We start from the raw sequence: 20,912 nt of genomic DNA, 5'->3' as shown, positions 1-20,912 counted from the left end.
CGCAGGGTGGTGCCGTGGTTCACGCCGGGAGCACCGCCTTGCCCCCCAGAACGTTCTTGTAGCCCGCCGGGACCTGGGCGTCCGGGCGGCGCAGGTACAGCGGCACGTTCGGCAGCAGCTCGCGCCCGGCGGCCAGCTCGGCGGCGGCGAAGCCGGCCAGGGCGCCGGCCGAGACGTGCTCGGGGCCGCCGGCGCCCGGGAAGGCCTCGGGGTAGAGCAGCGCGCCGGCGCCCACCGAGCGGGCGGCGGGCGTCAGCTCGGCCGGGCGGTCCACGCCGGGGCCCTCGGTGCGGTTGCCGTCGGCGTCGTAGGAGGCCCAGTAGACCTCCTTGCGGCGCGCGTCGGTGGCGACCGTGAACGGCTGTCCGGTCAGGCCCTCGGCGCGGGCCTGGAAGGCGATCGCGTCCAGGGTGCAGACGCCGTGCACCGGCAGGCCGAGCGCGTGGCCGAGCGCGGCGGCGGTCACCAGGCCGACCCGCAGGCCGGTGTACGGGCCCGGGCCGACGCCGACCGCGATGCCGGTGAGCCGACTCTTGTCCACTCCGGCGGCCCGCAGGACCTGGTCGATCGCGGGCAGCAGCAGTTCGCCGTGGCGCCTGGCGTCGACCTGGTGGGTCTCGGCGAGGACGGCCGTGCCGTCGTGGACGGCGGCGGTGACGGCGGGGGTAGCGGTGTCGAACGCGAGCAGCAGCACGGGTCAAGGTTAGACCGACGTTGGGCCGACCGGACGATCGAGCTGGTGTCCCCATCCGGAACACACGTACTGGCCACTGCCGACCCGCCCCGGGGACCTGGCACGATAAGGGCGGTACGTACAGCGGACGGCGGCGGGAGCGGGCACGTGGCGAAGATGGGTCCTGGAGTGGTGGTCACGGGGTTGACCCTGGGGGCCCTGGCAGTGGTGAGCCTGCTGGCCTTCCAGGCCAACGGCGCCCAGGACCGCGCGGGCGGCGCCAAGCCGACCGTCGCCTCGACGTCCTCCGGCCCGGCCGCCTCCGCGACGCCGAGCGCCTCCGCCACCCCGACCGTCCCGCCGCTGCCGGCCACCTCGGGCAGCGGCACCCGGGTCGTCTACTCGGCCGGCGGCCACTTCGTCTGGCTGGTCGACCCGAAGAAGAACCCGCAGGTCGCGGCCGCCTTCCCGGTCACTCCGGGCTCGGTCGAGCCCACCCCGGGCAGCTACTCGGTGTACAGCCGCACCCAGACCGCCACCGGGACGGACGGCAAGCAGATCGAGCACGTGGTGCGCTTCGCGCAGCAGAACGGCGTGGTGTTCGGATTCAGCGCGGCACTGGACGGCAGCACGCCGACCGCCGACCCGAAGGCCAAGACCGGCGGCATCCGCAGCGGCCGCTCCGAGGGACAGCTGCTCTGGGACTTCGCGCCGAACGGCACCAAGGTGGTCGTGGTCGCCTGAGACCCGGCGCGTTAGGGCCCGTCTTCGAACTCCCGTCGTCCGCCCGGAGGGCGGGCGGGGCGGCGTTGGGGTGCGTGCATCGCAAGGCGGAGGTGGGGGCACCTCCCGGCCGAAGGCTGGGGGCGGAGCCCAATGCAGCGCATTGGCGACCGACGACAACGCGGCGAGGCGCGCTTGTGCCCTGGGGGTACCTCCCGGCCGAAGGCTGGGGGAGCGTCGGCCCGCAGGCGGGAGTTTGAAGACGGGCCCTAGGCGGCCCGGGGCGTCCCCGCCTCGGGCCCCTCGGCCTGCCGGGCCTTCGGTTCGGGCGGGGTGGACACCGCCTCGGCGGCCGCGCAGGCGGCCAGCAGGGCCCGCATCGGCGCGCCCGGAGCGCGGTGGGCGGACTCTCCGGCCCCGGTGGCACGCACGGCGCGCTCCGGGGCGGGGGTGGTGCTCGACATGGCGCCTCCCTAGTTAGGCAGACCTAACCGCAGCACCCATCCCACCACGCCCGGCGCCCCGCCCGCAACACCTTGCCGACGGCCTGTCGGCAAAACGGTGGAACCCGATCGACCGGGGCCCGGCAAGCCCGCAGCACACGCCCCGTGCGCGGCCCTGGTCGCGGCCTGGTCGCGCCCTAGGCCAGCTCGGCCAGCGGGACGTCCGCCCAGCGCGCCCCGATGCCGGTGAGCAGCACCCGGCGCGGGTCGTGGTCCTCCCCGGCGGTGTCACCGATCGCCCGCTCGATCCGGACCTCCAGGCGCTCCTCGGACAGCCGCTCGACCTTGCCCTCGCCCCACTCGACCACGACCACCGACTCCGGCAGCGAGACGTCCAGATCGAGGTCCTCCATCTCGTCGAGGTCCCCGCCGAGGCGGTACGCGTCCACGTGCACCAGGGCCGGGCCGCCGACCAGCGAGGGGTGCACCCGGGCGATCACGAAGGTCGGCGAGGTCACCGCCCCGCGGACCTGCAGCCCCTCCCCCAGGCCCCGGGTCAGCGTCGTCTTCCCCGCCCCCAGCTCACCGGAGAGCAGCACCAGGTCCCCCGGCCGCAGCAGCGCGGCCAGCTCCCGGCCGAGACGGCCCATCCGCTCCGGAGTGGGGACGGTCAGAGTGGCGTGCGAGCCCATGCGCGTGTCTTGCCCTTCGGTCCGTAGCGGCGCACCGACCACCGGCCGCCACCGCTACCGTGCCACATCACCGCACCCCGCCGTGGCGCGCGGGTGCCCGGGCGGGCCCGGGCCGGTCTCAGGCGGGGTCGACGGCCGGATCCGGGTCCGCGTCCGGGGTCGCACCCACCGGAGCCCGGTCCTCCCGGGGAGGTTCGGCCGCGAGTTCGAGGACGGCCGGCGGCAGCGGCGCGGCACCGGCGAAGTCGGCGGCCCGGCGCAGCAGCCGCGCCAGCTCGTGGTCAACCAGCTCCGGGCGCTCCAGCAGCACCAGGTGCCCGGCGCCCTCGGCCAGCACGAGTTCGGCCCCCGGCAGCCGCTCGGCCATCGCCTCGCTGTGCGCCGAGGGCGTCAGCAGGTCCTTCGTCCCGGCCAGCACCAGGGCCGGCACCCCGCGCAGGGCGGCCAGCGCCCCGTACTTCTCGTGCGCGCCGAACACCGGGTAGAACTCGGCGACCACGTCGATCGGGGTGGCGTCCAGCAGTTGTTCGGCGAAGCGCACCACGCCGGGATCGACGTCCCGGCCGCCGAAGGAGAACCGCCGGTAGAACACGGCGGCCACGTCCGAGCCGATCCGCCGGCTCGCCTCCACCAGGTCGACCTGACGGCCGAGCAGCTTCACCACCCCGGGCGCGACCCTCTTGAACAGCTTGGCCCCGGCCTTCGGCAGGCCGAGGCTCACCTCGTTCCAGTCCCCCGCCAGGGTGCCGACCAGCGCGACCCCGGCGACCCTCGTCCGGAACAGCTCCGGGTGCTGGTCGGCCAGGGCCATCACCGTCATGCCGCCCATCGAATGGCCCACCAGCACCAGCGGCCCGGTCGGCGCGACGGCGTCGATCACCGCCTTGAGGTCACCGCCCAGCTGGTCGATGCTGGCCGGCTCGCCCGCCAGGTAGGAGCGGGAGCGCTCGGAGCGGCCGTGGCTGCGCTGGTCCCAGAAGACCAGCCGCAGGCCCTCGCGCAGCGCCGCCCGCTGGAAGTGCCAGCTGTCCTGGTTGAGGCAGTAGCCGTGGCTGAACACCACGGTCAGCGGCTCGGGGCCGTTACTCGCCCGCTCTCCTCCGGCCCGCTCGCCTCCGGCCTGCTCCGCCGCGTCGCCGTCCGCCTCGTCCCAGCCGGTGCCGTCCAGCTCGACGTACAGCTCGGTGCCGTCCGGCGCGGCCACCGTCAGCGGGCGCCCGCGCAGCGAGCCGTACGGGGCGGTCGCCTCCAGCTCGGCCCGGGCCCGGCGGCGCATCGCCCGGCCGACCGTCAGCCGCTCGATCGCGACGCCCGCGGCCGCGCCGGCCGCCAGCACGCCGACCGAGATCCCGATCACACCGGCCCGGCTCACCCCGGTGGCCGCGCCGGCCGCCTTGGCCACCGCCGCGACCGGGTTGCTGTCGGCCGGCGTGTCGGTCATGCCGCGCGGCCCCCGTCACGGCCGCCGTCGTGGCTGCCGTCCAGGTAGCGGCGGGGCACCCGCGCGCCGATCCGGGTGATGATCTCGTACGAGATGGTGCCGCAGGCGCGGGCCCAGTCCTCGGCGGTCGGTTCACCGCGTTCGCCGTTGCCGAACACCAGCACCTCGTCGCCGGTCTCGGGGGTGTCGCCGCCCAGGTCCACCACGAACTGGTCCATCGCGACCCGGCCGGCCACCGTGCGCCACTTGCCGCCGATCTGCACCGGGCCGGTGCCGCTGCCGTGCCGCGGGACGCCGTCGCCGTAGCCGACCGGGACCAGGCCCAGCGTGGTCGGACCGGGCGTCACGTAGTGGTGGCCGTAGCTGACCCCGTGCCCGCCGGGGACGTGCTTGACCAGCGCCAGCCGGGCGGACAGCGCCATCACCGGGCGCAGCCCGAAGTCGGCCGGCGAGCCCACCTCGGGCACCGGCGACAGCCCGTACGCGGCCAGGCCGGTGCGGACCAGGTCGAAGTGCGACTCGGGCAGCAGCAGGGTGGCCGGGGAGTTGGCCAGGTGCCGGACCTCGGGGCGCAGCCCGGCGGCCTCGGCCTGCGCCAGCGCGGCGCGGAAGGAGTCCAACTGGGCCTGGATCGACGGGTGGCCGGGCTCGTCGGCGGCGGCGAAGTGCGACCAGACGCCGACGACCCGCAGCAGCCCCTCCGCCTCGGCCCGCCGGGCCTCGGCGACCAGCTGCGGCCAGTCGTGCGGCTGGCAGCCGTTGCGGCCCAGGCCGGTGTCGGCCTTGAGGTGGACGCGCGCCGGAACGCCGGTCTGCCGAACGGCCGTCAGCAGCTCCTCCAGCGCCCACCGGCCGCTGACCGAGATGTCCAGGTCCGCACGCAGCGCCTCGCGCCACGGCCCGCCCGGCGTCCACAGCCAGCACAGGATGCGGGCCTGCTCGGGGCGGATGCCCGCGGCCCGCAGCGCCAGCGCCTCGTCCGGCGTCGCACAGCCGAGCCAGCCGACCCCGTTCGCGACCGCTTCGCGGGCACACTCGACCGCGCCGTGGCCGTAGGCGTCCGCCTTGACCGCGAGCATCACCGCCGTGCTCCCGACGCGTTCCCGCAGGGAGGCGAGGTTGCCGCGCAGGGCGGCGAGATCGATGGTCGCCTCGGCCCGTACGCCGTCGGTGAGGGTGGCCGTGCCGGTCGTGTTCGCAGTTGTCATCAGGGTCAGTCTCCCAGACGTCCCGGAGTCCTCGCCGAACGGGCCTTCGGCGCGGCGGTCGGCACCGCGACCCCCCGCACCCCGCCGACCTGCGGCGGACGGCTCGTCCGCCCAGTTCAGGACGCGGTGAACGGACGTCCCGGTTCCGGCCCGGGCGCGGCGGCGGGCCCGGCTACGGCTACGGCTACGGCCGCCGGACGGCCCGCCAGACCGTGGGCAGCGCCCCGGCCACCGCGAGCGCCGGCACCGGCGCCCCGGGCTCGCCCGCCGCCTCCCGGCCCGCCAGGCCGTGCAGGTAGGCGGCCACCGAGGCGGCGTCCAGCGGCGGCAGGCCCGCGGCCAGCAGCGAACCGGCCAGCCCGGCCAGGACGTCCCCGCTGCCCGCGGTGGCCAGCCAGGAGGTGCCGGTGGGGTTCACCCGGACGGCCCCGCCCGGGTCGGCGACCACCGTGGTGGAGCCCTTGAGCAGCACGGTGGCCCGGTAGGCGGCGGCCAGTCGGCGGGCGGTGGCCAGCCGGGTGGCGGCCAGGTCGTCGGCGGCGGGCGGCGCGGTGCCGTCGGCGCCGGCCAGCAGCCGGGCGGCCTCGCCGGTGTGCGGGGTCAGCAGGGTGGGCGCGGTACGGCCGGCCAGCGCCCGCGGACCGAGCCGGCCCAGCTCGGTCAGCCCGTCCGCGTCCACCAGCACCGGGACGTCGCTCGCCAGCGCCTCGACCAGCGCCTGCCGCGCCCCCTCGCCCCCGCCCGGCCCGACCACCCAGGCCTGCACCCGGCCGGCCCCGGCCGGACCGCCCTCGGTGACCAGCGTCTCCGGGAAGCGGCGCACCACCTCCTCCGCCGCCGTGCCGACGTACCGGACGGCGCCCGCACCGCCGTGCAGCGCACCGGCGACCGCCAGCAGGGCCGCCCCCGGGTACCGCGCCGAGCCGGCCGCCACCCCGACCACACCGCGCCGGTACTTGTCGCTCTCCGCGCCCGGCAGCGGCAGCAGCGCCGCCACGTCCGCGTGCTGCAGGGCCGTCACCTCCGGCTCCGGCGGTTCCAGGCCGATGTCCACCAGTTGCACGGTGCCCGCGTAGGAGGCCCCGGGGTCGACCAGCAGCCCGGGCTTGTAGGTGCCGAAGCAGACCGTGACGTCCGCGCGCAGCGCCGCCCCGGGCACCTCGCCGCTGTCCGCCTCGACCCCGCTGGGCAGGTCCACCGCCACCACGGTGCCGCGCCGCCCGGCCCGGGCGTACGGCACGGCCTCGGGGCGCAGCCCGCCCCGGCCGCCGATGCCGACGATCCCGTCCAGCACCAGGTCCGCGCACGAGAAGTCGGCCAGGCCGACCTCCTGCTCCGCCGTCACCCGCCCGCCGGCCGCCCGCAGCGCGGCCAGCCCGCCCGGGTGCACCTTCGCCGGCGCCAGCAGCACCGCCGTCACCCGCGCCCCGCGCCGGGCCAGCGCCGCCCCGGCGTACAGCGCGTCACCCCCGTTGTCCCCACTGCCCGCCAGCACCGTCACCCGACTGCCGTACACCCGCCCCCGACCCCCGATCAGCAGCCGCGCACACGTCGCCGCCAGCCCGGCCGCCGCCCGCTGCATCAGCGTGCCCTCCGGCAACCGCGCCATCAGCTCCGCCTCCGCGGCCCGGACGGTTTCCACAGGGTGTGCATGACGCATGGGGAGAACTCCTTCGGCAGTCGGCTACCGCCGACGCTAGCCCGCGTCCCGGCCCCGCGGGAGCCGGGCCTGCGGCACACTTTCGGGTGACACCCACTTCGATCCCCCACCGGTGTCGGTCCGTACGCCTACCTTGTGGCTCGGCACGGACCCACAGGAGGGAGAAGGGCCATGGTCGCCATGCCGGCAATCGAGCACCCGCTGGGCGAGGACAGCCTCCTCCAGGCGTTTTTGGAGCTGGACACGCCGCTGGGAAGCAAGGCCGAATTCATCGAAGGGGAGATCGTCGTGACGCCGCCACCGGACGGGGCCCACGAGACCGCGTTCTCGCTCATCAACAGGCAGTTCATGCGCAAGGCCGAGACCGAGTTCGACCTGTCAGGCACCAAGGGTCTGATCACGCCCAAGGGCCGTTTCATCCCCGACGGCGTGGTGAGCCCGGTCGGGCATTTCGAGCACTCGGACTCCTGGGCCCAGGCGGCGGGCGTGCTGCTGGTCTTCGAGATCACCTCGACCAACCCGTACAAGGACCGCGAACCGAAACGCCTGGGCTACGCCGCTGCGGGAATCCCCTGCTACCTGCTGATCGACCGCACCGACGGCACGGTCACGCTGTTCACCGAACCCGACGGCGGGGACTACATCACCCGGACCAAGGTCGAGTTCGGCAAGTCGATCGACCTGCCCGCCCCGTTCTCCTTCACGCTCGACACGGCGCCCCTGCGGTAGGGCACAGCCACCGCAGGGGCGCCGCGAACGGCCGGGCGTCTACTCGACGGTGACCGACTTCGCCAGGTTGCGCGGCTGGTCGACCTCGTGGCCCTTGGCCGTGGCCAGCTCGCAGGCGAAGACCTGGAGCGGGACGGTGGAGACCAGCGGCTGGAGCAGGGTCGGGGTGGCCGGGATGCGGATCAGGTGGTCCGCGTACGGCACGACGGCCTCGTCGCCCTCCTCGGCGATCACGATCGTGCGGGCGCCGCGGGCCCGGATCTCCTGGATGTTGGAGACGATCTTGTCGTGCAGGATCGACCGCCCGCGCGGCGAGGGCACGACCACCACGACCGGCAGCCCCTCCTCGATCAGCGCGATCGGGCCGTGCTTGAGCTCGCCCGCCGCGAAACCCTCGGCGTGCATGTAGGCGAGCTCCTTGAGCTTGAGCGCGCCCTCCAGGGCCACCGGGAAGCCGACGTGACGGCCGAGGAACAGCACCGAGCGGGCATCGGCCAGCGAGCGGGCCAGCTCGCGCACCGGCTCCATGGTCTCCAGCACCTGCTCGACCTGCTTCGGCGCGTCGCCGAGCTCGCGGATGATGGTGAAGATCTCGTCGCCCCACTTGGTGCCGCGCACCTGGCCCAGGTACAGGGCGACCAGGTAGCAGGCGACCAGCTGGGTCAGGAACGCCTTGGTGGAGGCGACCGCGACCTCCGGTCCGGCGTGGGTGTACAGCACCGCGTCCGACTCGCGCGGGATGGTCGAGCCGTTGGTGTTGCAGATCGCCAGCACCTTGGCGCCCTGCTCACGGGCGTGCCGCAGGGCCATCAGGGTGTCCATGGTCTCGCCGGACTGCGAGATGGCGATGACCAGCGTGCCGGGGCCCATGATCGGGTCGCGGTAGCGGAACTCCGAGGCGACCTCGACCTCGCAGGGGATGCGGGTCCAGTGCTCGATCGCGTACTTGGCGATCATGCCCGCGTGGAAGGCCGTGCCGCAGGCGACGATGACGACCTTGTCGACCGAGCGCAGGTCGGCGTCGGAGATCCGCAGCTCGTCGAGGGTCAGCCGGCCGTCGGTGCCGATCCGGCCGAGGAGGGTGTCGGCGACGGCCTTCGGCTGCTCGGCGATCTCCTTGAGCATGAAGTAGTCGTAGCCGCCCTTCTCGGCGGCGGAGGCGTCCCAGTCGACGTGGTACTCGCGCACCTCGGCCGGGTTGCCGTCGAAGTCGGTGACGGTCACGCCCTCCCGGCGCAGCTCGACGACCTGGTCCTGGCCCAGCTCGATCGCCTCGCGGGTGTGCGCGATGAAGGCGGCGACGTCGGAGGCGAGGAAGTTCTCGCCCTCGCCGCGGCCCACCACGAGCGGGGAGTTGCGGCGGGCGCCGACCACCACGTCGGGCGAGTCGGCGTGGACGGCGACGAGGGTGAAGGCGCCGTCCAGCCGGCGGCAGACGACGCGCATGGCCTCGGCCAGGTCGCCGTCGTAGGCCTCACCGAGCAGGTGGGCGACGACCTCGGTGTCGGTCTCGGACCGGAGGGTGTGGCCGCGCTCGGCGATCTCGGCCCGCAGCTGGGCGAAGTTCTCGATGATGCCGTTGTGGACCACTGCCACCCGGCGGTCGTCGTCCAGGTGGGGGTGGGCATTGGCGTCCGTCGGGCCGCCGTGGGTGGCCCAACGGGTGTGGCCGATGCCGGTGGTGCCGCCGGGGAGGGGGGATTCGGCGAGCGACTTCTCCAGGTTGCCGAGCTTTCCGGCCCGCTTGTCGGTGACCAGACTCCACTGCCCCTGGGAGTCCTGCGCCTGCACCGCGACACCGGCCGAGTCATAGCCCCGGTACTCCAGTCGCTGCAGGCCCGCGATTACTACGTCGAGGGCGGACTGCGCGCCCACGTATCCAACAATTCCGCACATGCGTGCCAGCATAAGGGCGGTTCTGTGGCCGTTTTCCCGTCTTTCCCGGCTCGCCCCAACCCTGCGTGACCGACACCACAACCACGGTGAACACCGCTACGGCTCACAATGGAGCATGTGCTGACCGAACTCTGTACGCGGGGCGCCGCCACGCCCGGCCCGTCCCCGTCCCCCTACGTGGACCTCAGCCGGGCCGAGTGGAGCGCACTGCGCGAGCGTACGCCACTTCCGCTGACCGCCGAGGAGGTGGAGCAGCTGCGCGGCCTCGGCACGGCACTCGACCTCGACGAGGTGCGTGACGTCTACCTGCCGCTGTCCCGGCTGCTGAACCTCTACATCCACGCCACGCACGAACTGCGCGGCGCACTGGGCACGTTCCTGGACACCCCGGACACCGAGCGCACCCGTACGCCGTTCATCATCGGCGTGGCCGGCTCGGTGGCCGTCGGCAAGTCCACCACCGCCCGCCTGCTCCAGGCCCTGCTGGCCCGCTGGCCCGAGCACCCGCGGGTGGAGCTGGTCACCACCGACGGCTTCCTGCTGCCCAACGCCGAGCTGCGCCGCCGCGGCCTGATGGCCCGCAAGGGCTTCCCGGAGTCGTACGACCGCCGGGCCCTGATGCGCTTCGTCGCGGACGTGAAGGCGGGCAAGGAGCTGGTGACGGCGCCGGTGTACTCGCACCTGGTGTACGACATCGTGCAGGACCAGCGGCTGACGGTGGAGCGCCCGGACATCCTGATCGTCGAGGGCCTGAACGTGCTCCAGCCGGCCCTGCCGGGCACCGACGGCCGGACCAGGCTCGCGGTGGCGGACTACTTCGACTTCTCGATCTACGTCGACGCCCGCACCGACGACATCGAGCACTGGTACCTGGACCGCTTCCGCAAGCTGCGGCAGACGGCCTTCCAGGACCCGAACTCCTACTTCACCCGGTTCACCGAGGTGCCGGAGGAGGAGGCGATGGAGTACGGCCGACAGGTCTGGCGCACCATCAACAAGCCGAATCTGCTGGAGAACGTGCTGCCGACCCGCGGCCGGGCCACCCTGGTCCTGCAGAAGGGCGCCGACCACAAGGTCCGCCGGGCGCTGCTGCGCAAGCTCTGACCGGGCGCAGGACACGGCGAAGGGCCCCCGCGCGGGGGCCCTTCGTGGTCTCCGGGGCGGGCTCAGCCCAGGTGGGTGCGGACCGCCTCGGCGAGGCGCTGCCCGACGGCCTCGGCCTGCACCGGGTCGGCGGCCTCGACCATGACCCGGACCAGCGGCTCGGTGCCGGAGGGGCGCAGCAGCACCCGGCCGGTGGCGCCCAGCTCGGCCTCGGCGGCGGCGACCGCGGCGGCCAGCTCGGTGCTGGTGCCCACCCGGCCCTTGTCGACGCCCTTGACGTTGATCAGCACCTGCGGCAGCCGGGTCATCACGGCGGCCAGGTCGGCCAGCGGCTGCTTGGTGGCGGCCAGTCGGGCGCCCAGCATCAGGCCGGTCAGGGTGCCGTCGCCGGTGGTGGCGTGGTCCAGCAGGATGACGTGGCCGGACTGCTCGCCGCCCAGCGCGAAGCCGTGCTCCTTCATCGCCTCCAGCACGTAGCGGTCGCCGACGGCGGTCTCCACCAGGTCGATGCCCTCGCGCTCCATCGCCAGCTTGAAGCCGAGGTTGGACATCACGGTGGCGACCGCGGTGTTGCGGCGCAGGGTGCCGGCCTCCTTCATGGCGACGGCGAGGATGGCGATGATCTGGTCGCCGTCCACCTCGTCGCCCTCGGCGTCGGCGGCCAGGCAGCGGTCCGCGTCGCCGTCCAGGGCGATGCCGAGGTCGGCCCGGTACTCCTTCATCGCGACGCGCAGCCGGTCCAGGTGGGTGGAGCCGACGCCGTCGTTGATGTTGAGGCCGGTGGGCTCGGCCCCCAGGGTGTGGACGACCTCGGCGCCGGCCCGGGCGAAGGCCTCGGGGGCGACGTAGGCGGCCGCGCCGTGGGCGCCGTCGATGACGACCCGGATGCCGTCCAGGCGGTTGGGCAGCACGCCGATCAGGTGGGCGACGTACTTGTCGAAGCCCTCGGTGTACTCGCGGACCCGGCCGACGGCGGCACCGGTCGGGCGGTTCCAGTCCTCGCCGCCGACGGTGTGCTTGCGGTAGTGGGCCTCGATCGCGTCCTCGATCCGGTCGTCCAGCTTGTGGCCGCCGCGGGCGAGGAACTTGATGCCGTTGTCCGGCATGGCGTTGTGGCTGGCGGACAGCATCACGCCGAAGTCGGCGCCGAGCGCGCCGGTGAGGTACGCCACGGCGGGGGTGGGGAGGACGCCGACCCGGAGCACGTCGACGCCGGAGCTGGCCAGGCCCGCGATGACCGCGGCCTCCAGGAACTCGCCCGAGGCACGGGGGTCACGGCCGACCACCGCGACCGGCCGGTGCCCGTCGAACGCGCCGGCCTCGCCGAGCACGTGGGAGGCCGCGACCGACAGGCCGAGCGCCAGCTCCGCCGTCAGGCCCTCGTTGGCCACACCGCGTACGCCGTCCGTACCGAAGAGTCGTCCCACTGTCCCGTCCTCCATCACCATGCTCGGAACCCACCGTTGATCCCGGCCGCCGCACGTTAGCCGGGGAACACGTCGCCCCGGAGTACACGAGGTACTCCGGGGCGACGGTTTGCGCAACCCGGGGGTGCGCCGCCAGGGCGGTACGCACCCCCGGGGACGCGATTAGCGCTTGCTGTACTGCGGCGCCTTGCGGGCCTTCTTGAGACCGGCCTTCTTGCGCTCGACGGCACGGGCGTCACGCATCAGGAAGCCGGCCTTCTTGAGGGCGGCGCGGTTGTTGTCCACGTCGGCCTCGTTCAGGGCACGGGCGACGCCGAGGCGCAGCGCGTAGGCCTGGCCGGAGACGCCGCCACCGCTGATGCGGGCGACGACGTCGTAACGGCCGTCCAGCTCGAGGAGCTTGAAGGGCTCGTTCACGGTCTGCTGGTGCACCTTGTTCGGGAAGTAACCCTCGAGGGTGCGACCGTTGATCTTCCACTGGCCGGTGCCGGGGACGATGCGCACGCGGGCGATCGCCTCCTTGCGACGGCCGAGGCCGGCGCCCGGGGTGGCCTCGCCGAAGCGGCCGGCCAGGGACTCGGAGGTGTAGCTCTCCTCGGAGGTGTACTCGCCCTCGACGGCCTCAACGGCCTCGTCGAAGTCGACCTCAAGGGTTTCAGTGGTCTCGGCCACGATGTTCCTCAGCTCTTTTCAGTGTTGGGGGGCTTGGTGGCCGAATTACTGCGCGACCTGGGTGATCTCGAACGGCACCGGCTGCTGGGCAGCGTGGGGGTGCTGGTCGCCCGAGTAGACCTTCAGCTTGGAGAGCATCTGGCGGCCCAGGCTGTTCTTGGGGATCATGCCCTTGATGGCCTTCTCGACGGCCTTCTCCGGGTTGTTCGCCAGCAGGTCGTCGTAGCGCACCGAGCGCAGACCGCCCGGGAAGCCCGAGTGGCGGTAGGCCAGCTTCTGGGTCTTCTTGTTACCGGACAGGTGCACCTTGTCGGCGTTGATGATGATGACGAAGTCACCAGTGTCAACGTGCGGCGCGTAGATCGCCTTGTGCTTGCCCCGGAGGAGGTTGGCGGCCTGGGAGGCCAGGCGGCCCAGCACGACGTCGGTCGCGTCGATGACGTGCCACTGACGCTGGACGTCGCCGGGCTTGGGGCTGTACGTACGCACGGTCGTAGCCTTCGCTTTTCAGTGAGTGAGTCCTGACAGGAGCACCCGGACGGAAGAGCAGCCTGATCAGCCTTGGACGCAATTCAAGGGTGACCGCTGGTCGTCGACCTGATGTCTCCGGCGTACCGACCTCTCACGTGAGATAGAGCGAGCCAATACGCACATCAAGCGTCCAGGTTACCGGGCGGGCGGGGAGCGGTCAAAAATCGCCGGCCGCCCACCCCGCCGTCACTCAGCGTTCGCGCTCCACCCGGGTGACGTCCCAGACCGGTTCGGACGACTCGAAGACCTTCCCGTCCGCGCCGAACACCAGGAAGCGGTCGAAGGTCTTGGCGAACCAGCGGTCGTGGGTGACGCACAGCACCGTGCCCTCGAAGGCCTCCAGCCCGGTCTGCAGCGCCTCGGCGCTCTCCAGGTCCAGGTTGTCGGTCGGCTCGTCGAGCAACAGGGCCGTCACGCCGGAGAGTTCGAGCTTGAGGATCATCAGCCGGGCCTGCTGTCCGCCGGACAGCGACTCGAACTTCTGCTCCTCCTGGCGGTCCAGCTCGTACCGGCGCAGCGCGCCCATCGCGGCGCCGCGGCTGAGCGCGTGCTCCTCCTCGATGATCGAGCGCACGGTGCGGCCGAACAGCTCCGGATGGGCGTGGGTCTGCCGGAAGTGGCCGGGGACGACCCGGGCGCCGAGCTTCCAGTCGCCGGTGTGCTCGACCGTGGCGTCCCCCGCGAGCAGCCGCAGCAGGTGCGACTTGCCGGCCCCGTTGGCGCCCAGCACGGCGACCCGCTCGCCGTAGAAGACCTCCAGGTCGAAGGGCTGCATCAGGCCGGTGAGCCCCAGCCGCTCCAGGGTGAAGGACCGCATGCCGGTGCGCCCGCCCTTGAGCCGCATGGTGATGCTCTGCTCGCGCGGGGGCTCCTCCGGGCGGCCGGCCTCCTCGAACTTCTTCAGCCGGGTCTGGGCGGCCGCGTAGCGGGTGGCGAGGGCGTGGCTGACGGAGGCGGCCTGGCGCAGGGTGACGACCAGCTTCTTGAGCTTGGCGTGCTCCTCGTCCCACCGGCGGCCCAGTTCCTCGAACCGCGCGAAGCGGTCCTTGCGGGCCTCGTGGAAGCTGTCGAAGCCGCCGCCGTGCACCCAGACGCTGCTTCCGGCGGCACCGGACTCGACGCTGATGATCTTGTCCGCGGACTTGGAGAGCAGCTCACGGTCGTGCGAGATGAACAGGACGGTCTTCGAGGTGGCCTTGAGGGCCTCCTCCAGCCAGCGCTTGGCCGGTACGTCCAGGTAGTTGTCCGGCTCGTCGAGCAGCAGCACCTCTTCGGGGCCGCGCAGCAGCGCCTCCAGCACCAGCCGCTTCTGCTCGCCGCCGGAGAGGGTGTTCAGGCCGCGCCACTGGGCCTTGTCGAAGGGCATCCCGAGGGCCGCCATGGTGCAGACGTCCCAGTCGGTCTCGTAGTCGTAGCCGCCGACGTCCGCCCAGTCGGAGAGCGCCTGGGCGTAGGCCATCTGCGTCTTCTCGTCGTCCTGGGCGATCATCGCCAGCTCGGCGGCGTCCACCGCGCGGGCGGCCACGGCGATCCGCTCGGGGGCGACCGAGACCAGCAGGTCGCGCACCGAGGCGTCGGCCGGCAGGGCGCCCGGGGTGGCGCTCTGGTCCTCGCGGCCGGTGGTGCCGACGAACTGGCGCATCACGCCGAGCCCGCCGCTGATCGTCACCGTGCCGCCGTGCGGCTGGATGTCCCCCGCGATCATGCGCAGCAGGGTGGTCTTGCCGGCGCCGTTGGCGCCGACCAGCGCGACCGCGGCGCCCTCGCCGACCCGGAAGGACGCGTCGTCGAACAGCACCCGCCCGTCCGGCAGGTAGTACTCCAGGTGCGAAATCTCGACGTGTCCCATGGGAGCGATTGTCCCAAGCGGACGCCCCGGGCCAAAACGGATTACGCGACGGCCGGCTGCCCGGGCAGCGTGCGCATCCGCCGCGCCTGCCGGTTCCGCTCGGCGAGCTGGTCGTCCGGCGGGTAGCCGACCTCCTCCAGCGTGAGCCCGTACGGCCGGATCACGTTGACGGCCGAGTTGCGCACCCCGCCGGCCAGCACCTCGCCGGGGAACTCCACCGGCCGGTGCCCGTCGCCGACCAGCAGCATCGCGCCGACCAGCGCCCGGACCATGTTGTGGCAGAAGGCGTCGGCCCGCACGGTGGCGACCGCGAGGCTGCCCTCCTGGCTGGCGTAGCTGTCCACCGGGACGCGGTCCCAGTGCAGCTCCAGCAGGGTCCGGATGGTGGTGGCGCCCTCGCGCTTCTTGCAGTACGCGGCGAAGTCGTGCTCGCCGAGCAGCAGCTTCGCGGCCTCGTTCATCCGGTCCACGTCCAGCGGCCGGTCGTGCCACAGCACGTGCCCGCGCAGCAGCGGGTCGACCCCGCCGGGGTGGTCGGCGACCCGGTAGGCGTAGCGGCGCCAGATCGCCGAGAAGCGGGCGTCGAACCCGGCCGGCGCCTCGCCGACCCGGTAGATCCGGACGTCCCCGGGCAGCCGGCCGGCCAGCCGGCGCAGCAGCTTCTCCCGGTGCGCCTCCCACAGCTCGGCCGGCAGGTCGACGTGGGCGACCTGGCCGCGGGCGTGGACGCCGGCGTCGGTGCGGCCGGCCACGGTCAGCGGGAACAGCTCCGGGCTGCGGGTGACGACCTGCAGCGCGGTCTCGATCTCCTCCTGGACCGTCCGGCGGCCGCCCTTCTGGCGGGCCCAGCCGGAGAACTCGGCGCCCTGGTAGGCGAGGTCGAGCCGGACCCGGACGCGGCCCTCGGCCGGGCCGTCCTTCACCGGTGGCTGCTCGGCGCAATCGTTGACCACTTGCTCCTGCTCCTACGAATAAGGAACGGGCCCGCTCCCCCATCGCTGGGAGAGCGGGCCCGCATCACACCTGGAGGTGTCAGGCCTGCTCGGCGGCCTCGGCCTCGTCGGCCTTGGTCTCGACGGCGGCGGCCTGGTCGGCCTCCTTGACGGCACGCTTGGTGGCGCCCTCGGCCTCGCCGACGGCGGTCTGCGCGACGGTCAGCGCCTCGACCAGCTCGATCACGGCCATCGGGGCGTTGTCGCCACGACGGGGACCGATCTTGGTGATACGGGTGTAACCACCCGGGCGGTTCTCGTAGCGCGGCGCGATCTCGGTGAAGAGGGTGTGCAGCACCGAGATGTCGGTGATGGTCTTGCGCACCAGGCGACGGTTGTGGATGTCGCCCTTCTTCGCCTTGGTGATCAGCTTCTCCGCCAGCGGGCGCATCCGACGGGCCTTGGCCTCGGTCGTGGTGATGCGGCCGTACTGGAACAGCTCCCGGCACAGACCGGCGAGCAGCAGCGGCTCGTGGTGCGGGCCGCCGCCGAGGCGGGCACCCTTGGTGGGACGCGGCATGGTGACTCCTTGGATCTCCGACTACGGCCGTACCAGGTACCGCAGCGGGCGTACCGGCACTGTTGCCGGTACGACTTGCCATGACGACGGGGGCGGCTCCGTGGAACCGCCCCCGCGGCCAAATCTCTTAGTACTGCTCGGTCTCCGCGTAACCCGCGTCGTCCAGGTCGTCGGCGCCGAAGGCGTCGGCGGCGGCGGTCGGGTCGAACCCGGGCGGGCTGTCCTTGAGGGCCAGGCCCATGCCGGCCAGCTTCGCCTTGACCTCGTCGATCGACTTCGCACCGAAGTTGCGGATGTCGAGCAGGTCGGCCTCGGAGCGGGCGACGAGCTCACCCACGGTGTGGATGCCCTCGCGCTTGAGGCAGTTGTACGACCGAACGGTGAGCTCCAGCTCCTCGATCGGCAGCGCCAGGTCGGCGGCCAGGGCGGCGTCCGTCGGGGACGGGCCCATGTCGATGCCCTCGGCGTCGATGTTCAGCTCGCGGGCGAGGCCGAACAGCTCCACCAGGGTCTTGCCGGCCGAGGCCATGGCGTCGCGCGGACGCATGGCGGGCTTGGTCTCGACGTCGACGATCAGCTTGTCGAAGTCGGTCCGCTGCTCGACACGGGTGGCCTCGACCTTGTAGGTGACCTTCAGCACGGGGCTGTAGATCGAGTCGACCGGGATGCGGCCGATCTCCTGGCCGGAGGCCTTGTTCTGGACGGCGGAGACGTAGCCGCGACCGCGCTCGACGGTCAGCTCCATCTCCAGCTTGCCCTTGCCGTTCAGCGTGGCGAGGACCAGCTCGGGGTTGTGCACCTCGACACCCGCCGGCGGGGCGATGTCGGCGGCGGTCACGACGCCCGGGCCCTGCTTGCGCAGGTACATCACGACCGGCTCGTCGTGCTCCGAGGAGACGACCAGCTGCTTGATGTTGAGGATGAGGTCGGTCACGTCCTCCTTGACGCCCGGCACGGTGGTGAACTCGTGCAGGACGCCGTCGATGCGGATGCTGGTGACAGCGGCACCCGGGATCGACGACAGGAGCGTGCGGCGCAGGGAGTTGCCGAGGGTGTAGCCGAAGCCCGGCTCCAGCGGCTCGATCACGAACCGCGAGCGGAACTCGTCGACGACCTCTTCGGTCAGCGAGGGGCGCTGAGCGATAAGCATGGGGGGTGTTCCTCCAGTTGTCTTCGGCACCCACTATTTGATGCCGACAGGACCAAGCGTACGGGGTCCCGCAGAAAACAGGACCCCGTACGTGGTTTAAAGCGTTACCCGCGTGCCCGAAGGCGCTGCGTCAGACGCGGCGGCGCTTCGGCGGACGGCAGCCGTTGTGCGGGGTGGGGGTGACGTCCTGGATCGAGCCGACCTCCAGGCCGGTGGCCTGGAGCGAACGGATCGCGGTCTCGCGGCCGGAGCCCGGACCCTTCACGAAGACGTCGACCTTGCGCATGCCGTGCTCCTGCGCGCGACGGGCAGCGGCCTCGGCGGCCATCTGCGCGGCGAACGGGGTGGACTTGCGCGAGCCCTTGAAGCCGACGTGGCCGGCGGAGGCCCAGGAGATCACGTTGCCCGCGGGGTCGGTGATCGAAACGATGGTGTTGTTGAACGTGCTCTTGATGTGCGCGTGGCCGTGAGCGACGTTCTTCTTTTCCTTGCGGCGGATCTTCTTCGCGCCGGCAGCCTGACGACCCTTGGGGGGCATAAGTCTGTTCTCCTACTGAGGTGGTCGGTCCGCTGACCCGCGGGCCGGAGGGATGTCCGGTGACGGGACGGACTACTTCTTGCCCGGCTTCTTCTTGCCGGCGATCGCGCGACGCGGGCCCTTGCGGGTACGCGCGTTGGTGTGGGTGCGCTGGCCGCGGACCGGCAGGCCACGGCGGTGACGCAGACCCTCGTAGCAGCCGATCTCGACCTTGCGGCGGATGTCGGCGGCCACCTCACGGCGGAGGTCACCCTCGACCGTGTAGTTGGCGTCGATGTACTGGCTCAGCTTGACCAGGTCGTCCTCGGTGATGTCGCGAACGCGGACATCCGGGTTGACGCCGGTCTCGGCGAGGGTCTGCTGGGCGCGGGTACGGCCGATGCCGTACACGTACGTAAGGGCGATCTCGATCCGCTTCTCACGGGGGAGATCAACGCCGGCGAGGCGTGCCATTCAAGGCTCCTGTGGTTCTTCAGAGGTCTGACGGGCACCTACTCCGACACCTCACGGTGAGGGAGCCCCGGCCTCTGACCGGGGGCGGCAGTCCGTCCCGTCCGGGACGGATCGGGTGACCCGCGTATGACGTTTTCGCGTCGCGCGAAGTACTACGAGAAATGCGGGAGGGAGATCAGCCCTGGCGCTGCTTGTGGCGCAGGTTGTCGCAGATCACCATGACCCGGCCGTGACGGCGGATCACCTTGCACTTGTCGCAGATCTTCTTGACGCTCGGCTTGACCTTCATGTTCAGGTTCTCCGGGTCTAGATCTGACGTTCTTACTTGTAGCGGTAGACGATCCGGCCGCGCGTGAGGTCGTAGGGGCTGAGCTCCACGACCACCCGGTCGTCCGGCAGGATGCGGATGTAGTGCATGCGCATCTTGCCACTGATGTGCGCGAGGACCTTGTGACCGTTCTGCAGCTCGACCTTGAACATCGCGTTCGGAAGAGACTCGATCACGGTGCCCTCGATCTCAATGGCGCCTTGCTTCTTAGCCATGAACTGCGAGATCCACCTTCCGGGACCGGCTACCGTATGCGGAACGCTCGTGCGAACCTGGGTTCACCCCGCCCCCGAGGGGAAGAGGGCGTGCTGAAGCACGCTACGAGTGAGCCGACGGTCCATCCTACGCCAGCGCGTCCCGGGGTCCAAAACGGGGGTACCGGAAGGAGTCCGCCGTCACACCGGCCCCGTCAGACCCCGGTGGGGACGGCCAGCGGGTCGACGTGGGCGGTGCAGGCCGAGCAGCGGCGGGCGGCCTCGGGGATCTCGGTCAGGCACTCGGGGCACGGGCGCTTCGCGACCTTCGGCTTCTTCGGCAGGTAGCGGGCGGTGGCCTTGGTGATCGGCAGCACCACGCAGAAGTACAGCACCGCGGCGGTCATGAAGAAGGCGATCAGCACGTTCAGGAACTGGCCGTACGGGAACTTCACCCCGCCGATCTCCGCCGTGTACGAGCTGAAGTCGCCGGCCGCGCCGACCACCACGCCGACCAGCGGGGTGAGGAAGGCGGACACGAAGCCGGTCACCACCGCGGTGAACGCGGCACCGATGACCACACCGACGGCCATGTCGATGACGTTGCCGCGCATCATGAAGTCGCGGAATCCCTTGAGCACTGCGCTCTCCTGCTCGCTCGTAAGCCACTGGGCCAGTAACTGCCACTGCCAGCCGTTAAAAATAGGACAAAAGCCCTGGAGGTCCAAACCTCCAGGGCTCTGATCCCTTGTCAGCAGCGGCAGTTGACCGCCCGGGCGACTACGCCAGCGGGTCCGGAGCTGCGGTGATGCCCAGCTTGGCGAGCTCGGCCCGGCCGCCGTCGAAGGCGGTCAGCACCAGCGGGCCCTCCTCGGTGACGGCCACCGAGTGCTCCCAGTGCGAGGCCCAGGTGCCGTCGTTGGTGACGACCGTCCAGTCGTCCTCCAGCACCGCGGTGTGCGGGGTGCCGAGCGAGACCATCGGCTCGATCGCCAGCACGGTGCCCGGGACCAGCTTCGGGCCCTTGCCGCGGCCGCGCTCGACGTAGTTCAGCACGTGCGGCTCCATGTGCATCGCGGTGCCGATGCCGTGGCCGCCGTAGCCCTCGGTGATGCCCCACTTGCCCTTGGGCGGCAGCGGCTGGCGCCGGATGAAGCCCTCGATCGCCTTGGAGACGTCCACCAGGCGGTTGTTCTTCTTCATCTGGGCGATGCCGGCCCACATCGAGCCCTCGGTCACCCGGCTGAGCATCTCGACCTCGGGGCGGACCTCGCCGACCGCGACGGTGATCGCCGAGTCGCCGTGCCAGCCGTCCAGGATGGCGCCGCAGTCGATCGAGATGATGTCGCCCTCCTGCAGCACCCGCTCGCCCGGGATGCCGTGCACGACCTCGTTGTTCACCGAGGCGCAGATCACGCCCGGGAACCACAGGCCGCCGTGGTGGGCGCGGAAGTTCGAGGTGGCACCGTGGTCGGTGATGACCTTGTCGGCGATGTCGTTGAGCTCCTGGGTGGTCACCCCGGGAGCGACCGCCTCGCGACAGGCCTTGAGCGCCTCGGCGACGACCAGCCCGGCCGCCCGCATCTTCGCGATCTGCTCGGGGGTCTTGATCTCCACCATCAGGTCACGCCTTCCAAGTCCGGATTACCACTGCCTACCACCGTACGACGTCGAAAACGGCCGGGCCGC

At 72.2% G+C, this 20,912-nt stretch carries 23 protein-coding genes; 3 read left to right on the top strand and 20 right to left on the bottom strand.

The window, feature by feature from the left end:
• Nucleotides 1–19 precede the first annotated feature (19 nt).
• Nucleotides 20–694 carry a tRNA (adenosine(37)-N6)-threonylcarbamoyltransferase complex dimerization subunit type 1 TsaB gene (tsaB, locus tag ACFC1T_RS01670; RefSeq protein WP_375882127.1) on the bottom strand — a complete coding sequence of 225 codons (675 nt, stop codon included), beginning with the start codon at nucleotides 692–694 and terminating at the stop codon, nucleotides 20–22.
• Nucleotides 695–850: 156 nt separating this feature from the next.
• Between tsaB and ACFC1T_RS01665 the strand changes: the two genes are divergently transcribed.
• Nucleotides 851–1,417, top strand: coding sequence for a hypothetical protein (locus ACFC1T_RS01665; protein ID WP_375882352.1), 567 nt, complete (start codon nucleotides 851–853; stop codon nucleotides 1,415–1,417).
• Between the two features lie 248 nt (nucleotides 1,418–1,665).
• Here ACFC1T_RS01665 and ACFC1T_RS01660 read toward each other — a convergent pair whose 3' ends face one another.
• From ACFC1T_RS01660 to ACFC1T_RS01640, 5 genes are all read right to left on the bottom strand, one after another.
• On the bottom strand, nucleotides 1,666–1,860 hold the full coding sequence (locus ACFC1T_RS01660) for a hypothetical protein (RefSeq protein ID WP_375882124.1): 195 nt from the start codon (nucleotides 1,858–1,860) through the stop codon (nucleotides 1,666–1,668).
• Between the two features lie 176 nt (nucleotides 1,861–2,036).
• The gene (gene tsaE / locus ACFC1T_RS01655; protein WP_375882122.1) at nucleotides 2,037–2,531 is read right to left on the bottom strand and encodes a tRNA (adenosine(37)-N6)-threonylcarbamoyltransferase complex ATPase subunit type 1 TsaE; all 495 of its coding nucleotides are present in this window, start codon (nucleotides 2,529–2,531) and stop codon (nucleotides 2,037–2,039) included.
• 118 nt (nucleotides 2,532–2,649) lie between these two features.
• On the bottom strand, nucleotides 2,650–3,972 hold the full coding sequence (locus ACFC1T_RS01650) for an alpha/beta fold hydrolase (protein WP_375882121.1): 1,323 nt from the start codon (nucleotides 3,970–3,972) through the stop codon (nucleotides 2,650–2,652).
• On the bottom strand, nucleotides 3,969–5,180 hold the full coding sequence (gene alr, locus ACFC1T_RS01645) for an alanine racemase (RefSeq protein WP_375882120.1): 1,212 nt from the start codon (nucleotides 5,178–5,180) through the stop codon (nucleotides 3,969–3,971). The genes ACFC1T_RS01650 and alr overlap by 4 nt, the downstream gene beginning before the upstream one ends.
• A 184-nt stretch (nucleotides 5,181–5,364) precedes the next feature.
• Nucleotides 5,365–6,840, bottom strand: coding sequence for an NAD(P)H-hydrate dehydratase (locus ACFC1T_RS01640; RefSeq protein WP_375882118.1), 1,476 nt, complete (start codon nucleotides 6,838–6,840; stop codon nucleotides 5,365–5,367).
• Nucleotides 6,841–7,011: 171 nt separating this feature from the next.
• Between ACFC1T_RS01640 and ACFC1T_RS01635 the strand changes: the two genes are divergently transcribed.
• Nucleotides 7,012–7,569: a Uma2 family endonuclease gene (locus ACFC1T_RS01635; RefSeq protein ID WP_375882116.1), complete on the top strand. Its 558-nt coding sequence runs from the start codon at nucleotides 7,012–7,014 to the stop codon at nucleotides 7,567–7,569.
• A gap of 39 nt (nucleotides 7,570–7,608) precedes the next feature.
• Here the strand turns inward: ACFC1T_RS01635 and glmS are convergent, their stop codons facing one another.
• Nucleotides 7,609–9,465 carry a glutamine--fructose-6-phosphate transaminase (isomerizing) gene (gene glmS, locus ACFC1T_RS01630; protein WP_375882113.1) on the bottom strand — a complete coding sequence of 619 codons (1,857 nt, stop codon included), beginning with the start codon at nucleotides 9,463–9,465 and terminating at the stop codon, nucleotides 7,609–7,611.
• Nucleotides 9,466–9,573: 108 nt separating this feature from the next.
• Between glmS and coaA the strand changes: the two genes are divergently transcribed.
• A complete protein-coding gene (coaA, locus tag ACFC1T_RS01625; RefSeq protein WP_375882109.1) occupies nucleotides 9,574–10,569 on the top strand; it encodes a type I pantothenate kinase in 996 nt (331 codons plus the stop codon).
• 62 nt (nucleotides 10,570–10,631) lie between these two features.
• Here the strand turns inward: coaA and glmM are convergent, their stop codons facing one another.
• The 13 genes from glmM to map all read right to left on the bottom strand — a co-directional run bounded on the left by glmM (nucleotide 10,632) and on the right by map (nucleotide 20,843).
• Nucleotides 10,632–11,996 carry a phosphoglucosamine mutase gene (gene glmM, locus ACFC1T_RS01620; RefSeq protein WP_375882106.1) on the bottom strand — a complete coding sequence of 455 codons (1,365 nt, stop codon included), beginning with the start codon at nucleotides 11,994–11,996 and terminating at the stop codon, nucleotides 10,632–10,634.
• Between the two features lie 162 nt (nucleotides 11,997–12,158).
• Nucleotides 12,159–12,668 carry a 30S ribosomal protein S9 gene (gene rpsI / locus ACFC1T_RS01615; RefSeq protein WP_350503556.1) on the bottom strand — a complete coding sequence of 170 codons (510 nt, stop codon included), beginning with the start codon at nucleotides 12,666–12,668 and terminating at the stop codon, nucleotides 12,159–12,161.
• Between the two features lie 45 nt (nucleotides 12,669–12,713).
• A complete protein-coding gene (rplM, locus tag ACFC1T_RS01610) occupies nucleotides 12,714–13,157 on the bottom strand; it encodes a 50S ribosomal protein L13 (protein WP_030055846.1) in 444 nt (147 codons plus the stop codon).
• A 232-nt stretch (nucleotides 13,158–13,389) separates the two neighbouring features.
• Nucleotides 13,390–15,048: an ABC-F family ATP-binding cassette domain-containing protein gene (locus tag ACFC1T_RS01605; RefSeq protein WP_375882104.1), complete on the bottom strand. Its 1,659-nt coding sequence runs from the start codon at nucleotides 15,046–15,048 to the stop codon at nucleotides 13,390–13,392.
• A 41-nt stretch (nucleotides 15,049–15,089) separates the two neighbouring features.
• A complete protein-coding gene (truA, locus tag ACFC1T_RS01600) occupies nucleotides 15,090–16,001 on the bottom strand; it encodes a tRNA pseudouridine(38-40) synthase TruA (protein WP_375882101.1) in 912 nt (303 codons plus the stop codon).
• A gap of 79 nt (nucleotides 16,002–16,080) precedes the next feature.
• Nucleotides 16,081–16,560: a 50S ribosomal protein L17 gene (rplQ, locus tag ACFC1T_RS01595; protein ID WP_375882098.1), complete on the bottom strand. Its 480-nt coding sequence runs from the start codon at nucleotides 16,558–16,560 to the stop codon at nucleotides 16,081–16,083.
• Nucleotides 16,561–16,687: 127 nt separating this feature from the next.
• A complete protein-coding gene (locus tag ACFC1T_RS01590) occupies nucleotides 16,688–17,710 on the bottom strand; it encodes a DNA-directed RNA polymerase subunit alpha (RefSeq protein ID WP_030055844.1) in 1,023 nt (340 codons plus the stop codon).
• A 130-nt stretch (nucleotides 17,711–17,840) separates the two neighbouring features.
• Nucleotides 17,841–18,248: a 30S ribosomal protein S11 gene (gene rpsK / locus ACFC1T_RS01585; RefSeq protein ID WP_030232513.1), complete on the bottom strand. Its 408-nt coding sequence runs from the start codon at nucleotides 18,246–18,248 to the stop codon at nucleotides 17,841–17,843.
• A gap of 72 nt (nucleotides 18,249–18,320) precedes the next feature.
• A complete protein-coding gene (gene rpsM, locus ACFC1T_RS01580) occupies nucleotides 18,321–18,701 on the bottom strand; it encodes a 30S ribosomal protein S13 (RefSeq protein WP_316523629.1) in 381 nt (126 codons plus the stop codon).
• A 175-nt stretch (nucleotides 18,702–18,876) separates the two neighbouring features.
• A complete protein-coding gene (gene rpmJ, locus ACFC1T_RS01575) occupies nucleotides 18,877–18,990 on the bottom strand; it encodes a 50S ribosomal protein L36 (protein WP_003956441.1) in 114 nt (37 codons plus the stop codon).
• A 32-nt stretch (nucleotides 18,991–19,022) separates the two neighbouring features.
• Nucleotides 19,023–19,244 carry a translation initiation factor IF-1 gene (gene infA / locus ACFC1T_RS01570; RefSeq protein WP_003956442.1) on the bottom strand — a complete coding sequence of 74 codons (222 nt, stop codon included), beginning with the start codon at nucleotides 19,242–19,244 and terminating at the stop codon, nucleotides 19,023–19,025.
• 194 nt (nucleotides 19,245–19,438) lie between these two features.
• Nucleotides 19,439–19,864 (bottom strand): large conductance mechanosensitive channel protein MscL, encoded by a 426-nt coding sequence (mscL, locus tag ACFC1T_RS01565; protein ID WP_375882094.1) that lies wholly within the window; start codon nucleotides 19,862–19,864, stop codon nucleotides 19,439–19,441.
• 139 nt (nucleotides 19,865–20,003) lie between these two features.
• On the bottom strand, nucleotides 20,004–20,843 hold the full coding sequence (map, locus tag ACFC1T_RS01560) for a type I methionyl aminopeptidase (protein WP_375882092.1): 840 nt from the start codon (nucleotides 20,841–20,843) through the stop codon (nucleotides 20,004–20,006).
• Nucleotides 20,844–20,912: the final 69 nt, after the last annotated feature.

Source organism: Kitasatospora sp. NPDC056076 (genome assembly GCF_042266305.1).
GTDB lineage: Bacteria > Actinomycetota > Actinomycetes > Streptomycetales > Streptomycetaceae > Kitasatospora.
The sequence above is the reverse complement of the archived record's forward strand: the minus strand, read 5'-3'. Positions and strand labels throughout refer to the sequence as shown.

Excerpts from the sequence above, each read along its gene's own strand:
- ACFC1T_RS01665 (WP_375882352.1), top strand. The coding sequence starts at position 851 with ATGGGTCCTGGAGTGGTGGTCACGGGGTTGACCCTGGGGGCCCTGGCA.
- ACFC1T_RS01660 (WP_375882124.1), bottom strand. The coding sequence starts at position 1,860 with ATGTCGAGCACCACCCCCGCCCCGGAGCGCGCCGTGCGTGCCACCGGG.
- tsaE (WP_375882122.1), bottom strand. The coding sequence starts at position 2,531 with ATGGGCTCGCACGCCACTCTGACCGTCCCCACTCCGGAGCGGATGGGC.
- ACFC1T_RS01650 (WP_375882121.1), bottom strand. The coding sequence starts at position 3,972 with ATGACCGACACGCCGGCCGACAGCAACCCGGTCGCGGCGGTGGCCAAG.
- alr (WP_375882120.1), bottom strand. The coding sequence starts at position 5,180 with ATGACAACTGCGAACACGACCGGCACGGCCACCCTCACCGACGGCGTA.
- ACFC1T_RS01640 (WP_375882118.1), bottom strand. The coding sequence starts at position 6,840 with ATGCGTCATGCACACCCTGTGGAAACCGTCCGGGCCGCGGAGGCGGAG.
- ACFC1T_RS01635 (WP_375882116.1), top strand. The coding sequence starts at position 7,012 with ATGGTCGCCATGCCGGCAATCGAGCACCCGCTGGGCGAGGACAGCCTC.
- glmS (WP_375882113.1), bottom strand. The coding sequence starts at position 9,465 with ATGTGCGGAATTGTTGGATACGTGGGCGCGCAGTCCGCCCTCGACGTA.
- coaA (WP_375882109.1), top strand. The coding sequence starts at position 9,574 with ATGGAGCATGTGCTGACCGAACTCTGTACGCGGGGCGCCGCCACGCCC.
- ACFC1T_RS01605 (WP_375882104.1), bottom strand. The coding sequence starts at position 15,048 with ATGGGACACGTCGAGATTTCGCACCTGGAGTACTACCTGCCGGACGGG.
- rplQ (WP_375882098.1), bottom strand. The coding sequence starts at position 16,560 with ATGCCGCGTCCCACCAAGGGTGCCCGCCTCGGCGGCGGCCCGCACCAC.
- ACFC1T_RS01590 (WP_030055844.1), bottom strand. The coding sequence starts at position 17,710 with ATGCTTATCGCTCAGCGCCCCTCGCTGACCGAAGAGGTCGTCGACGAG.
- rpsK (WP_030232513.1), bottom strand. The coding sequence starts at position 18,248 with ATGCCCCCCAAGGGTCGTCAGGCTGCCGGCGCGAAGAAGATCCGCCGC.
- rpsM (WP_316523629.1), bottom strand. The coding sequence starts at position 18,701 with ATGGCACGCCTCGCCGGCGTTGATCTCCCCCGTGAGAAGCGGATCGAG.
- rpmJ (WP_003956441.1), bottom strand. The coding sequence starts at position 18,990 with ATGAAGGTCAAGCCGAGCGTCAAGAAGATCTGCGACAAGTGCAAGGTG.
- infA (WP_003956442.1), bottom strand. The coding sequence starts at position 19,244 with ATGGCTAAGAAGCAAGGCGCCATTGAGATCGAGGGCACCGTGATCGAG.
- map (WP_375882092.1), bottom strand. The coding sequence starts at position 20,843 with ATGGTGGAGATCAAGACCCCCGAGCAGATCGCGAAGATGCGGGCGGCC.